The 13,962-nt window shown below is 51.9% G+C and carries 11 protein-coding genes; all 11 read right to left on the reverse strand.

All coding sequences use genetic code 11. The annotated features are described in order from the left end of the window. Nucleotides 1-148 precede the first annotated feature (148 nt). Nucleotides 149-1,546 (reverse strand): family 43 glycosylhydrolase, encoded by a 1,398-nt coding sequence (locus M1D70_RS23470; protein ID WP_456290491.1) that lies wholly within the window; start codon nt 1,544-1,546, stop codon nt 149-151. Between the two features lie 87 nt (nt 1,547-1,633). Beyond that, nucleotides 1,634-3,376: a glycoside hydrolase family 2 protein gene (locus M1D70_RS23475; protein ID WP_456288109.1), complete on the reverse strand. Its 1,743-nt coding sequence runs from the start codon at nt 3,374-3,376 to the stop codon at nt 1,634-1,636. 31 nt (nt 3,377-3,407) lie between these two features. Beyond that, nucleotides 3,408-4,412, reverse strand: a complete 1,005-nt coding sequence (locus M1D70_RS23480; protein WP_456288110.1) for an aldose epimerase family protein — start codon at nt 4,410-4,412, stop codon at nt 3,408-3,410. Between the two features lie 12 nt (nt 4,413-4,424). Next, complete coding sequence (locus M1D70_RS23485) at nt 4,425-6,203, reverse strand: glycoside hydrolase family 2 protein (protein WP_456288111.1); 1,779 nt, start codon at nt 6,201-6,203, stop codon at nt 4,425-4,427. Between the two features lie 51 nt (nt 6,204-6,254). Then, on the reverse strand, nt 6,255-7,190 hold the full coding sequence (locus tag M1D70_RS23490; RefSeq protein WP_009593262.1) for a carbohydrate ABC transporter permease: 936 nt from the start codon (nt 7,188-7,190) through the stop codon (nt 6,255-6,257). Nucleotides 7,191-7,205: 15 nt separating this feature from the next. Next, a complete protein-coding gene (locus M1D70_RS23495; RefSeq protein ID WP_009593216.1) occupies nt 7,206-8,177 on the reverse strand; it encodes an ABC transporter permease in 972 nt (323 codons plus the stop codon). Between the two features lie 29 nt (nt 8,178-8,206). Further along, complete coding sequence (locus M1D70_RS23500) at nt 8,207-9,940, reverse strand: extracellular solute-binding protein (protein ID WP_009593205.1); 1,734 nt, start codon at nt 9,938-9,940, stop codon at nt 8,207-8,209. 777 nt (nt 9,941-10,717) lie between these two features. Beyond that, nucleotides 10,718-11,671 (reverse strand): glycoside hydrolase family 43 protein, encoded by a 954-nt coding sequence (locus tag M1D70_RS23505; RefSeq protein ID WP_456288112.1) that lies wholly within the window; start codon nt 11,669-11,671, stop codon nt 10,718-10,720. A 317-nt stretch (nt 11,672-11,988) separates the two neighbouring features. Beyond that, entirely contained in the window at nt 11,989-12,645 is a 657-nt protein-coding gene (locus tag M1D70_RS23510) for a formylglycine-generating enzyme family protein (RefSeq protein ID WP_456290492.1), read from the reverse strand. A gap of 60 nt (nt 12,646-12,705) precedes the next feature. After that, nucleotides 12,706-13,077, reverse strand: coding sequence for a DUF4180 domain-containing protein (locus tag M1D70_RS23515; protein WP_456288113.1), 372 nt, complete (start codon nt 13,075-13,077; stop codon nt 12,706-12,708). Continuing rightward, complete coding sequence (locus tag M1D70_RS23520) at nt 13,077-13,739, reverse strand: TetR/AcrR family transcriptional regulator (RefSeq protein ID WP_456288114.1); 663 nt, start codon at nt 13,737-13,739, stop codon at nt 13,077-13,079. Before M1D70_RS23520 ends, M1D70_RS23515 begins: the two co-directional genes overlap by 1 nt. Between the last annotated feature and the right edge of the window lie 223 nt (nt 13,740-13,962).

A 13,962-nucleotide genomic window follows, 5' to 3' on the forward strand; every position in this document is an offset into this window, starting at 1 on the left:
CCTGCATCTTGCCATAGTGCATGAGCCTGGATGCGGCGAAGAAAACCAGTCCCTTCTTAGCCAGAAATGGCTTCCGGGAGAACCGGAAGCCATCCATGATCGAGCTTGCAGCACTTCATTTTTCGGTTGACTAAGCCATCCGCTGGTCCTAATTCGCCGGCTTGATGTCAAAGAAGTCGATTTCTCCGTATCCTTCGCCTTTTGAAAAACGTATCGTGTTCACGCCGGCCTTTAACTGAACCCGCGCTGTGGACAGGCCCCAGTTCTCCCACCCTTTATTCGTAATATGGAATTTGTCGGCCGTTCCGGCATTCACGCTGAGCATAAGATGGGACCAATTCCCTCCGGCCGTTCCGTTTGCCGTGCGGGCCAGCAAAATGTAGTCGCCTGCTGACGGGGCATGCACCGAAAATTCCACGTAGCTCTCCGGCGTATCGATATGTCCTGCTTTCATGCCTCCCGAACCGTTAGGGCTTTGGGATGCATAGGCGACGCCGCCGAACGTTCCCTCCTCACCTTCATAACGGGTGTGCGCCGCTTCGCCGGAAGGCAGCGCTATCGGAGCATTCGGATTCGCCGGAACGCCGAGGTTCGGCGTATGGTCGGCGTGCCATGTGAATTTCTGCGCTCGGACCTCACGGTTCCATCCCGCGTTGTTATACTTGGCGACATGGTATAGCATCCAGTCCTCCGTACCGTCGGGTGACTTGGTAAACGAATGGTGGCCCGGGCCGTACAGCCCGTTGCCGGACTTGAATATAGGCTGGCTGCGTTTGGTCCATGAAGCCGGATTCAGCAAATCGCTGGTTGTGCTTGCCGTGATCAGGCCGAGGCAATAATCATTGGTCCAGCTTCCGCTTGCCGAGTACACCAGGCTGATGACGCCGCCGCGTACAACCACCTGGGGTCCTTCGTTTACATGCGGGGAATGATTCGTTTCCCAGCTGTGCGTAGGCCTTGCGATTTCGACGCGGCTTGAATCAATCGTCCAAGGGTTGCTCATATGGGCGATGTACAGATTCTGCCGCACATTGGTGTCCCCTTCCCAGCCGGACCAGATAAAATACAGCTGACCGTTAACCTGCAGCACCGTGCCGTCAATCGCCCATTTGTTTGTCGGGTCCGTTATCTGGCCTTTGTACTGCCAGGTTCCCTGCGTCGGGTCCGCCGACGTGTTCTCCATGACATACATGCGGTGGTTGACGTTATCCCCGTCATCCTTGGCATAGTAGATGTACCAGGCGCCATTGATGTAATGCAATTCGGGAGCCCAGATCCCGCAGCAGCCCGTTTCCACGACCCTCGTCGGAGCCGCGTCCACCGTGGTAAGCTGGGCGGACTTCCATATCGTCACATTGCCGCCGGTCGTTTTCGTGAAGTAGTAAAAGCCGTCTGTGTGTTTATACACCCAAGGATCCGCTCCATCCTGCATGACCACGTTATAGAAGTTGTTCTGAAGCGTGGCCGCATGCGTCGCCTGACCCATCGGAAGAATAAGAAATGCGCATATCGTGAGCAACAATTTATTCCGGTAATTCACCTTCATCTTTTCGTCACGTTCCTTTCGGATAATGTGCAATCATACACCAAACATGGCACAAGCCTACTTCAAGATACCGGTCATTATGGGTGCTTAATCTTCAATCGCGGCTTTGCGGGCGTTAATGCGGCGGATCACTTCAGGATCGAATTTCGATCGTCTGTCATAGGTGTACAATCCGTTCACTTCCTGCTCCACGTCGTACAGCTGGGTATAACAGAAGCCGAACATCATGGGATGGTCCAGCAGCACGTTCGTTAACCCCGCATAACGCTCCAGAAACGCTTCTTCGGATGTCGGCCTGTCGCCGTAACCCCAAGACTTCTCGTCTTTCTGATCCGGATTCCACCAGATGCCGCCGTATTCGCTGATAAAATAAGGCTGGCCGCCATACTGCTGCCTATTCGGGAAGCTGTTATATACCTCGCCACCGTTCTTCATCGGCTCATATCGCTGCTTGAACGTCTCCGGATTTTGGTCATAATCGTGGATATCGAATATATCGGTCACCACATGGAAGTTGCCGCTCGTATCAATCACGGGGCGTGTAGGGTCCATCTTCTTCGTGACCTCGTACACAATGCGCAGCACATCGTTATTTTGCTTGGCGCCATCCCGGTCCCAAGTCTCGTTGAAAGGGCACCAGCCGATGAGGGCCGGATGATTGAAATCGCGTTCCATGCCTTCGAGCCATTCCGGCAGGAAATGGGACAACCCCTCGGCCGTGGTAATGTCCAGCCCCCAATTCGCATGCTCCCCCCATACCAGATAACCTAACCGGTCCGCCCAGTACAGAAAACGCGGTTCAAACATCTTCTCGTGAAGCCTGGCGCCGTTAAAGCCCAGTCCCATCGAAATTTCGATGTCTTTGCGAAGATCCTCATCGCTTGGAGCCGTATAGACTCCATCCGGATAGAAGCCTTGATCCAGCACAAGGCGTTGAAATACGGATTTACCGTTGATGCGGAATGCCATGCCGTCCAGCATGACGGTTCGGAGGCCGAAATACGATTGGACCGTATCGCTCGCCTGGCCATCTCCTTGCAGTGATAATTCCAGATCGTACAGCCTGGCCTGACCCGTTTCCCACAAATGGACCTCCGACAATGGAAGGGTGAGTTTGACGGACGGCCCGGATACGACAGCACTTGCATTCCCTACCGCATTCCCCTCATACAGGGCGGATGCGGTCAGTTTATGGCCTGCTGCATTTCCGTTGATCTTAATCTCGAGGTGGGCACAGCCATTATCCGGGTCACCCACCAGCTTCATATCGGACATATAAGCCTGCGGCACTTGCTCCAGCCATACCGTTTGCCAAATCCCCGTCGTGCGGGTGTAATCGCAGCCGTGCGAATGGAATCGTCCGCTTTGCTTCCCGCGCGGCTGGCGTCCGGAACGGACATCGTCTTCCGCGCAGACGGTAACGATATTCCCGCCCGGCTTCACATGCGATGTGATATCAAAGCTAAAAGGCGTATATCCCCCGCGATGCGTTCCTACGGATACTCCGTTTACCCAGACTTCGGTCTCATAATCCACGGCTCCGAAATGAAGCAGAATTCTGCCGTTCCAGTCCTTAGGCACCTCGAACTCCCGCTTGTACCAGACCGCTGCCATGAAATCCTTATATTCCACGCCGGACAGCTTGCTTTCGGGACAGAATGGAACGGTGATCGTTCCGGACAGCTCATGTCCCGGGTCATGGAGCCCGCGCTCCTTACCGCTCCGGCCATGGTCGATTTCGAATTGCCATGATCCGTTCAGATTGATCCATTGCGGCCTTACCCATTGCGGGCGTGGGTATTCGGGACGCGGTAGTGTTAATTGAGTCATGTCGAACTCCTTTTATTATGTTTATTGGGCTTTAGCCCCGACTTACCTTTACGTACAGCCGGCTGGTCTCTTCCCAGATTTCGTCCGGCTCGAGACTGAAGCACCCAATTTCTTCGGCGGGCATATCCATATTGGGGGCATTGACCAAATTGATCTGCGGCTCGGGGCAAAAGAACCCCTCGGTCGCTTGGTTGTTCCAAATCATCCATTGCTTGTAGGAGGTGCCCACGTCATAAACCAGTGTGACCTTCTCTGCCTCATCAGTAAGCTCCATCCGGTTCCTTCCGTTCTGGGGCACGGCGGTATAGTGGTTATCCATGCTTTCGAAGAACGGATAAACGCCGGCGCCTTGCATGGCCTGTTCATTCGCGGACAGTTCCTGATGGGAGCCGGTAGGCAGCATTCGCCCATCCAGCTCCCATCGCTTCCCAACGGTCAGCTTTAAGCGGTAATCCCGGGCGTTGCCCCCCTCGGCGAACGGCGCGTTAACGGACGTATGAAACGCCAGCAAACACGGCATGGCTTCTTGGCCTGCGTTGATGATCGTTACCCGCTTAGACAACCCCTGATCGCTTAAGCCGTAACGAAGCTGAATGCGGAACCGGAACGGAAAGTGTCCGAATACCGGATGCTGTTCATCCACGCGGACAGATACGGTCACATAAGCTTCCTGCCCGGTATGCCCGTATTCGTCCACCACCCATGGAATATTGTACAGGAATCCATGCAGATGATGTCCCGTCGCCTCTTCATTGACCGGGAGCTGATGGACTATGCCGTTCCACCGGAACTGGCCATCTTGATACCGGTTCGGGGGAAACAATACCGGTATGCCGTGAATCATCGGCCTTGCTTTGAATGCCGGCATTTCCTCCGGCGTCGGCTCATGCAGAAACCGGTAGCCCTTTTCGATGTCCCGAAACGCTATCAAATTACCGCCGATATCCGGGAGCATGACCGCTTCATAAGCTCCTGCCCGCAGAAACACGGCTTTCTCGTTATGGTATACGCCTTCATAGGCATTCGTCCCGCCCATTTCATGTGCCTCCTATTGTCCCGTCATGATTTTGCGAATGGTTTCGAGCGGCGCCTTCGGCTTACGGTCATACGTAAGCAGGCCGTTGATTTCCTGCTCGACGTCCGTCAGCTGCGTGTAGCAGTATCCCTGGATCACCGGGGAAGAGAACATCGGATCCACCACGGCTTTGAGCCGGATCAGATAATCCTCCTCGTTCTCGGCTCCGGAATACCCCCAGCCCTCCCATTCGCTCTTCTTGAAGGCAATGCCGCCAAACTCCGATACGAGAATGGGCTGGCCGTCATAGGATGCGCCGCCGACGAATATTCTACGGTTCGCCGGCATGGCTTCCACCGCGGACGCGGCTGTTGCATACCGTTCTTCCAGCACTTCCTGGCGGCTCTCATAATCGTGAATGGTGACCAAGTCCGTGGTCATATGCTCCCATCCGTCGTTATATACAACCGGTCTGCTATCGTCTAACGACTTCGTTAGATGGTACATGGCGAGCCCGTGCTGCTGCTGGCGCTTATCCATCTGCACATTGGGAACACCCCAGCTTTCATTCAGCGGGACCCAGGTTATGATGCAGGGATGGTTATAATCCCGCTCGATGATCTCCTGCCATTCCGCCGTGAAACGGCGAACATACGACTCGGAATATTCGTACGCGTTGGCCGCCTCGCTCCATAGCAGCAGGCCGAGCTTGTCGCACCAATACAGGAATCTGGGGTCCTCCGTTTTCTGGTGCTTTCTCACGCCGTTGAATCCCATTTCCTTCGCCAGCTCCACGTCGCGCTTCAAAGCCTCATCCGACGGCGCCGTCAGGATTCCCTCGGGAAAATAACCCTGATCCAGCACCAGCCGCTGGAAATACGGGCGATTATTCAGGCACAGTTTGCCGTTCTCGATCGATACCTTCCGCATCCCGAAATAGCTGGATACCTGATCAACGACGTCTCCATCCTGAACAAGGCGGAATTCGATGGTATATAAATTCGGATGCTCCGGGCTCCACAGGCGTCCCAGGCCATGGTCCGTAAAATCGCTGAGGCCGATGGTCCGCAGCTGCTCCGCGCTTCGAATGGCATATTGATCCTCGGCAACACACTCGCCCTGATAGGATACGGTGATCTGCAGCTTGAGGTCCTCCGTCGCCTTGTAGCCTTCAAGGAAGGTCCGGATGCGAATTTCGTTGCGGTCGATATCGGGCGTCATCATCGTTTTGCCCAAGTGTACCGCGGATACCGGCTCCAACCACACGCTTTGCCAGATGCCGGTCGTACGGGTGTAGAAGATGCTTGCCGAGTGCTCGAGCCAGTATTGTTTGCCTCGCGGCAGGGTGACGTCGCGGCTGAAATCTTCCGCCCGCAGCACGAGCGTGTTGCTTCCTTTCACGAGCGAAGCCGTAATGTCGGCCTGGAATGGCGTATGCCCGCCTTCATGCATGGCTACCAAGTGCCCGTTTACCCACACTTTGGCCAAATAATCCACGGCACCGAAATGAAGCACGATCCGTTTTCCGTTCCAGTCCTGCGGAATTTCGAACGTTCTGCGGTACCACACGACATCATGAAAGGAAGGGTCGTCGATGCCGCTCAGCTTGCTTTGAAACGTAAAGGGAACGTTGATCTTCCTCGTAAAGGAAGCCTGCGCTTCCGCATGATACCACCCTGCATCCTCGCCGATGGCTTCATCGTCAAAACTGAAATCCCATTCTCCATTGAGGGTTAACCACTCTTTGCGCTGAAACTGGGGCCTCGGATATTCGCTGCGAACCGTTTGCGCCTTGCTAACTTCTGTCGTCAAGATGCTGCTCACTCCTAATGATTCAGTCTCTCTATCTGCTTGTTTGAACGCCTAGCCTTTGATCGAACCGACATAAACGCCTTTCACGAAATACTTTTGCAGGAACGGATATACCAATAATATCGGCACCGTCGAAACCACGATCGCGCAATATTTAACCAGCTCCCGGAACGCGGTCGAGCTCTGGGCGCTGTTAATGACGACCCCGCCCGCGCTGCCGATCGTGGTGGCCGTTGAATCATTGGCGACCAGGATTTCCTTCATTAACAGCTGTAACGGGAACAATTCCCTATCCTTCAGCAGGACCATCGCGTTAAACCAGGAGTTCCAATTGCCGACCAAATAATACAGGAAGATAACGGCCAGCGTCGCCTTCGACAGCGGCAGGATCACCGTGACCAGGATGTTGGCTTGGCTTGCGCCGTCGATCAGTGCCGCTTCTTCGAGCTCTCTCGGAATCGACTGGAATCCGGTCCTTAGAATGATGATGTTCCATGTGCTTAAAGCGGTCGGCAGAATCATGGCCCACAAATTGTTGTACAAGCCGATGTCCTTCATTAACAGGAACCAGGGAATCAGCCCTCCGCCAAAGAACATCGTGATCGTAATCATGACCATGATGTAATTCTTGAAATACAAGTCCCGCCTGGACAGCACGTAAGCGCCCAATATCGTCATGACCATATTGACCAAGGTGCCCAGTCCAACGTAAATGATCGTATTCAGGTATCCCCTGAGCAGGCTGTTGTCCTTAAACACCAGCTTGTAACCGTCAAGCGTGAATCCCAGCGGTTTGAACAATACCCCTCGATGAGCCACCAAAGCGCCGGGATCGCTGACGGAAGCGAACAAGATATGCAATATGGGATAAAAGCACACCAACGTTAAAGCGGTTAACAGCGTATAGTTCGTAAAGTCGAATACGCGGTCCCCGATGCTTTTATGCTTCCTGCTTCGTTTCACTTTGAGTTGCTTGATTTCCTCCATAACCTTCCCTCTCTCTTACCATAAGCTGGATTCAGATCTGCGCTTCACGATGGTATTCGTCATCCATAACAGCCCGAAATTGACGATGGAGCTTATTAAGCCGACGGCAGTGGAATAACTCAGGCTCGCTTCCCTCAAGCCCCTTCGGTAAACATAGGAAGCGATGACATCCGCCGTATCGTAGATCAAAGGATTGTAGAGCAGGATAATTTTCTCGTAGCCGGAAGCCATCAATCCGCCGATCGCAAAAATAAACAGAATGATGATGACCGGGCTGATCTGAGGCAGCGTAATGTACCACATTTTTTTCACCCTGCCGACCCCGTCGATATCGGCCGCTTCATATAACGAAGGATCGATGGAGCTCATCGCAGCCAGGTAAATGATGCTGTCCCAGCCAATGCTCTGCCAGATTCCGGAAAAGGTATAAATCGGCCGGAACAAATTGGAGTACCCTAGAAGGGACGAATAGTCTTTTCCCGTTATGAAGGAAAGCAGCTGCGTAACAACTCCCTCATTGGACGTAAAGATGTGAATGATCCCGCACACGACCACAAGTGAAATAAAATGCGGCATGTACGTGATGGTTTGCACGGTCCGCTTGAACTTGGAAGAACGGACTTCATTCAGCAGCAAGGCCAGGATGATCGGTGCCGTAAATCCAAAGACGATTCCCCATACATTCAGCAGGAGCGTATTCTTGACGACTCTCCAAAAATAGGGTCCTGAGAAAAAATCAATGAAATGCTTGAAGCCCACCCAATCGCTATCCGCGAAGCCCAGCAAAGGCTTGAAATCCTTGAACGCGATCATGACGCCCCACATCGGCCCGTAGCAGAAGATCAAGAACCACGCCACGACGGGAAGGGCCATCAGATAAACGAACCAATTCTTTTTCAGGTCCTTTTGAATCAAGCGCTTGGTATTCTTGGGCTCTGAGGGTGTCCGGACATGGTCTACTCCCCTGTTTTTCCGTAATATCTCCATGAATCAACCACCTGTTCTTATTATGAAAACTATCGTTGGTTATACCGATCCAAGGCTGCTTGATGGAGACTCAAGAATTCGTCCAGCCCCATGCTTTGCGCTTCCTTCAAAAATTTATCGTAAGCATCGACCGGCAATTCGCCCATGATGATCTTCGCGAAATATTCTCCGCGCAGCGTGGACAACTGGTTCCCAAGCTCGGCTTCGCGCGAGGCTTCTTCTTTCGTAAACGTGATCGGCGGCATCGCCATGCTGGTGTCCATGTTCTCCGTCCAGTCCTGACGAATATCTCCGGAATAGCTGCCTTTCGCCGTGATCAACGGGTTGGCATTGTGCTCGTCGCGGATGTTCGGCCAACTATGCCAGCGGTATTTCCAAAGCGTGACGTCTACCGGCTGACCGTCCGGATCATTGTACATATAGCTGTTTTCCGGATAATAAGGCATTCCTTGCTCATCCACCAAGTGTACGGTGCCGTACTCCCCGAAGTTGATCAGCTCCCAGCCTTTCTTGGAATAGTTGAAATCCAGCCATGCCATCGCGGCTTCGACATTTTTGCTCTGTGTAGTGATGGCTGCACTGGTTCCGGTTCTTTTGAAGTTTTTGTAGGTGGTCGCGGATTTGTCCCCTTCATTCAGAACAGGATTCAGTGCCCCCACGAAATCAATGTCGTTCTGCACTTTCCAATAACTCCACATCGTATCCGGGGAATCCATCATCACGGCCGTATCGTCGGAAATCGCGCTGGCCATCCGTTGATTGAAATCGGCGGTAGCCCAGTCCCGGTTCAGCAGGCCTTCCTTGTTCCACTTTTGCATCGTTGCGAGATATTCCTTGGCTTTCGGCTGTGCCGGCCCCCAAGCCGCCTTGCCGTTCTCGTCCATGAAGGTCCAATCCCAAACGCCATATGCGCCATTAATAATGCCGGTAAAAATTTGGCCGTACGTCGAGCCGTAATTCAGCGGCGCCTTATATCCGACTTCCTTGCTTTTTTTCAGGAATTCATACCATTCGTCTATCGTGTTCGGGACTGGAAGTCCCGTCTTATCCAGCGCTTCCTGCTTGATCAGCATGCCGAACCAAGTCCATTCGGAATACGGCGCGATGCCGTAGAAGCCCAGCAGCCTGCCGTCGTCGGTCACGGTCGTTTTTCTTCTCATTTCGTCCGAGTTGCGCCATGCCGTATAATTCGGAGCGTGCTTTTCCATCAGGTCGGTGAGATCGAGGTAAGCGCCATCGTTGACCCCTGCTTCGAAGCCTCCCGGATAACGGCCCGGGTCAATAATGATGTCCGGCAGCTCGCCGGAGGAGATCATCAAGGTAAAGGCATCGGCTTCCTGTCCGACCGGCGGCGTAATGAAGTTCACCTTGATGCCGGTGAGCTTCTCCACCTGCTTCTGAACCAAGTGATTATTCATATCCGGGATGTTGGAGTTGGCAGGCATCCAAACATCCAGCACCACATCGCCCTTAACCGGATATGCGGAATAATCGCTTGGAATGACTTCGTCAAATACATCTCCGAGGTATGTATCGTTCAGCGTGCCGTTGACCTCATCGATTTGCTCCTGCGTCGGTGCTTTATTGCCGCGTATGTCCCCGCTGATATCTTCGAACGTCACCTCATTCTTCTCTACTTCTTCCTCTTGGGTTACGGTGTTGTCCGGCTCGTCACTTGCCTTGCCGCTGCAAGCGGTTACCGTCGAAATAATCAGGATGGATATGAATAACAAAGTGAAAAAACGCTTCATCGTTCCGTTCATACTTAACCTCCCATGATATGAATAATTGCGAGCACCCCGCCGCTGCGCCCTAGAGGATCCATATGCCGTCGTTATTCAGGGGGCGTCCGGTTATAAGGCTTTTATCTGTCTTTTTTAATCCTTCGAAGCTAGTGTCTCCTTATGTCATAGCATCTTCGTGTCTTTGAAAGCCTTCGTCTCTTCTAATTGGCAAAATCCCGTTTCTGCTTCATCGGCTTCGCTTCATGTTCAACGCTTCATGTCTTTTCAGGCTGATTCATGACAAGGGTCATTCGCGGTCTAAGCACCTCCGCCCTGACACGATCCTCTTCATCATGGCCATTGGATATGGATCCCCTTTCACATGTGAAATTGATGAGACTGACAGCTGTTGCACATCCATTTAATACAATTATTCTGTATCTTTAACCGAAGTATAAGCATATAACTCCGTCTTGTCAACGCTTTCATACACAATTTTCGTAACTAATTTTGTGTATTTTTTTAAAAACTTTTTTGTTAATGAAATTATCGGGAATAATGGGACGCGTAAAACCCCTTTTGAATTAAGGTTTTTTTATAAATTCCTGCTGTTCTAGCAGTATTTTCGCGATTCCTCCATACATGCGCCTCTCTTCGTAATAAACCCTCATTTATTACAGATATCGTGTAATAAATGAGGGTTTATTATAGATCAAATCCTATGAATATTCACTTGCGCCAGTTTGGCAAGCTTTGCTCCTAACCATGTTACTCTGTAATCCCTTGCATGATCAGGAGGTTATGTATCCGCATACATTATTCTCCGGACGGCTTGGCTAGGGCGTCCGACTCGCCGGCCGGTACGCCGAAATCCGGAGTTCCATCCGGCTTCCAGCCGAATTTCTGGATGCGGGTCGACCGCAAGGTCGTCTCGACGCCAGGCGCGGGCAGCGCATGGTAAACGATCCAATCCTCCTCGCCATCCGGCGATTGCGTGAAGCTATTGTGACCGGTAGCGTACACTCCGTTTTCCACGCTTTTGCAAAATACGGGCTGCATCGATTTGGTCCAGGATTCCGGATCCATGGGATCCCCGTTTTCTTCCATCGTGAGCATGCCAAGCGAATAATCCTCCGACCAGGTGGTGCTGGCCGAGTACACCATAAAGATGCGGCCGTTCCGCCGGAGAATGACCGGTCCTTCGTTAATCGCCATTCCGCCTTGTTTTTCCCAGGACAGAGTCGGAGCCGTGAGCAATACATGGTCCCCCGCCAATGTCCAAGGGTTCGACATGCGCATGATGTAGATCGCGGACCCGTAATCCGGGAAATGGCCATATCCGGCATACAGGAAATAAAGCTGGTTGCCTGCGGTCATGACCGTGCCGTCCAAGCCGGGGACGGGGGTCGGCAGCGCGCCTTTCCATGCCCATTGTCCCTCCATCGGATCAGCCTCGGCGTTCTCCAGCACGCATATTTGGCGAGACTCATCCCCTCCTCCGTCATTCGCCGTGAAATAGATGTACCATTTGTTGTCCAAACGATGAATTTCCGGCGCCCATAGGTTATGGCTGTACCTTCCCCCGGGTTCCGGAGTCCAGATCGTTTTCTTCCGTCCTTCCGCAAGGCCGGTTAAGGTTGCGGATTGCGTCAGTTCCAGATGATCGCGTTTCGTCGACATAAAGTAATAATAGCCGTCCGTATGCTTCCATACCCAAGGATCGGCTGCCTGCTCTACGATCGGATTGTTGAATGTCGGTCCATTCACCATCTTCGAATCCCCCTTATCCCATGACATTCCTGGTTTTGATCAACACTACGGCAATTCAACCCTTGACTCACTTGAACTCCCTACACCTCCCGCAAAAAGTTAAACCCCATCTTACTGATGTCTTCCAGCCTTGTCTATACGCAAATTTACGAGATTTATCGCGTTAGATTATGTGACAACGGGAAGTGGGAGAAATATGAATGGGGGGCATCTAATTTTCTATAGCCATCTTGGAAACAGCCGCAGTATTTCGATCTGTTTGATGGAAATTCGAGAGGTGCTGCACAATCAAAAAAGCTGACCCTAACGGATCAGCCTTATCTTTTTCTTGATATCGATCTCGCCAAACGAAACCCGAGATCCTCAATCCGAAACGTCGGGTGGCTGCGGCGGCGGCATGTCGCTCCGCAGCCTCTGGCTTCTTCGGCCCAGCTCCCTCCGCGGAATACTCTGTAGGAGCCGTATACATTCGGATCGTAAAGATCCCAGCACCACTCCCATACGTTTCCGAGCATATCGTAAAGCCCCCACGCATTCGGCCGCTTTTTGCCCACCTCATGCAGGACGCCTCCGGAATTCCCTTCATACCAAGCGATGTCGTCAAGCTCTCCGTAACGGTAGCCAGGACTCCCGGCTTTGCACGCGTATTGCCATTCCGCTTCCGTGGGAAGGCGGTATCCGTCCGCCTCCTTGTCACAAACGACGGACTCGCCGTCATCCGTTACCGAATAACATTCGTTTAGGCCTTCGCGCCGAGATAACATATTACAAAAGAAAATCGCTTCATGCCATGATATATTCACGGCTGGGGACTCCATCAAATCATCGCATCCGGACGTCTTTGGCAGAATTGAGAAGTATAACGCCTTCGTTACAGGGACCGAAGCAAGCTGAAAAGCAGGCACTTCCACCGTCCACGATGACTTTATACGGTCGTCCCTTAATTGAACTGCGCCTGCTGGTATGCTCAACATCGAAATCCCTTTTGGATCAAACCCAGGTACCGGCAACGATCTTCCTCCCGTATTCGCTACTTAATTACTCCATTTGCTTAAACGTTCGATCCCCTCTTGTTCACTGGGCAAGAAAAAGAAATCATGGCCCTTATTGCATTCGTAAATAAAATCTTGAAGGCTTTGGCTTGGATATACCGAAAAGTCTCCAATGATCGCAATTTTCACCTGATAATTGATAAACTTCTGGAGAATGTCGCCTGCAAGCCGCGTCTTCAAATCGAAGAAAGACTCGCTTATCAACGATTGATCCATCACCATGCGGCGGCTGTCCGTTTCATATTGGACGGTGGCCATGAGATCCAGGGCCGACTGGACATCCTTAATCAATACCTCACTGCCGCTAACGACAGCAATCGTTCCTCCATCGGTTTCAACCTTCGTGATATTCATCAAACTCCTCCTCTATTGATAAGTCCTCTTACATAATCCTCACATATGTACCGGTTATCCTCGTCCTTATCGGGCGGAATCTTCGCTACTCTAAAGAAGCTCAGGCCAATAACCATCGCCATCAAGCCATAGGCGGCACTGTTGGAATCTTCAACCGACATCTGCCCCGTCCGGTTACCGTATTCCATAATCTTGGCAATGCCTTGGAGATCGCGCTCGTAACTCTTGGATGCAACTTCCTGCAAATGACGGTCCAGCATGGCTTTTGAAAAAAACTGCACAAAGAGCTTGCCTTGATCCTCATAGGGGATAAACATCTTATCGACTCCGTCAAGCTGCGAAACATTCAGCTTCTGATCCGTGTCCTCGCTGTACGGAGGCAGTATATGCTGCAGGACAACCTCCATCATTTCCTCCGCTGACATGGCAGGCTCAATGCCTGATTCGATCTTTAGCCCATAGTAGGCCAGGAACGACTTGAAGGCTTCGGTCGTCAAATGATCCTTATTCTTGAAATAATAAGTGACCACTCCCTTAGAGCAGTTCGCATACTCGGCAACCTTATCCAGCGTCATCCCTTCAATTCCATGCAAGCTGATGCAGGTTAACGTGGCGTTAATGACGTCTGCCCTGCGCTTTTGTTCCATTCCCAATTTGGGCATCACTTCTCACCTGACATCTTGATTTTATTTATACTGAACAGTCGGAATAAAAAAAGTGTACACAATGTTGATTCATGCTGTCAATGAACATTTGTTTGGCTGGTAGCTGGCTGCATGGGGCAAATCCTGAGCTTCTTCTACGATCTCTCGCCAGCTGCTGTATCAATCAAAGCAATAAAATTCTGGTTGAAGGATATTACGTACGAGGCGGACACGCCCGCAT

Source organism: Paenibacillus sp. AK002, from assembly GCF_053903045.1.

Bases quoted from the DNA above. Each gene is read 5' to 3' on its own strand.
- M1D70_RS23470 (WP_456290491.1), bottom strand. From the start codon at position 1,546: ATGAAGGTGAATTACCGGAATAAATTGTTGCTCACGATATGCGCATTT.
- M1D70_RS23475 (WP_456288109.1), bottom strand. From the start codon at position 3,376: ATGACTCAATTAACACTACCGCGTCCCGAATACCCACGCCCGCAATGG.
- M1D70_RS23480 (WP_456288110.1), bottom strand. From the start codon at position 4,412: ATGGGCGGGACGAATGCCTATGAAGGCGTATACCATAACGAGAAAGCC.
- M1D70_RS23490 (WP_009593262.1), bottom strand. From the start codon at position 7,190: ATGGAGGAAATCAAGCAACTCAAAGTGAAACGAAGCAGGAAGCATAAA.
- M1D70_RS23495 (WP_009593216.1), bottom strand. From the start codon at position 8,177: ATGGAGATATTACGGAAAAACAGGGGAGTAGACCATGTCCGGACACCC.
- M1D70_RS23500 (WP_009593205.1), bottom strand. From the start codon at position 9,940: ATGAACGGAACGATGAAGCGTTTTTTCACTTTGTTATTCATATCCATC.
- M1D70_RS23505 (WP_456288112.1), bottom strand. From the start codon at position 11,671: ATGGTGAATGGACCGACATTCAACAATCCGATCGTAGAGCAGGCAGCC.
- M1D70_RS23510 (WP_456290492.1), bottom strand. From the start codon at position 12,645: ATGTTGAGCATACCAGCAGGCGCAGTTCAATTAAGGGACGACCGTATA.
- M1D70_RS23515 (WP_456288113.1), bottom strand. From the start codon at position 13,077: ATGAATATCACGAAGGTTGAAACCGATGGAGGAACGATTGCTGTCGTT.
- M1D70_RS23520 (WP_456288114.1), bottom strand. From the start codon at position 13,739: ATGCCCAAATTGGGAATGGAACAAAAGCGCAGGGCAGACGTCATTAAC.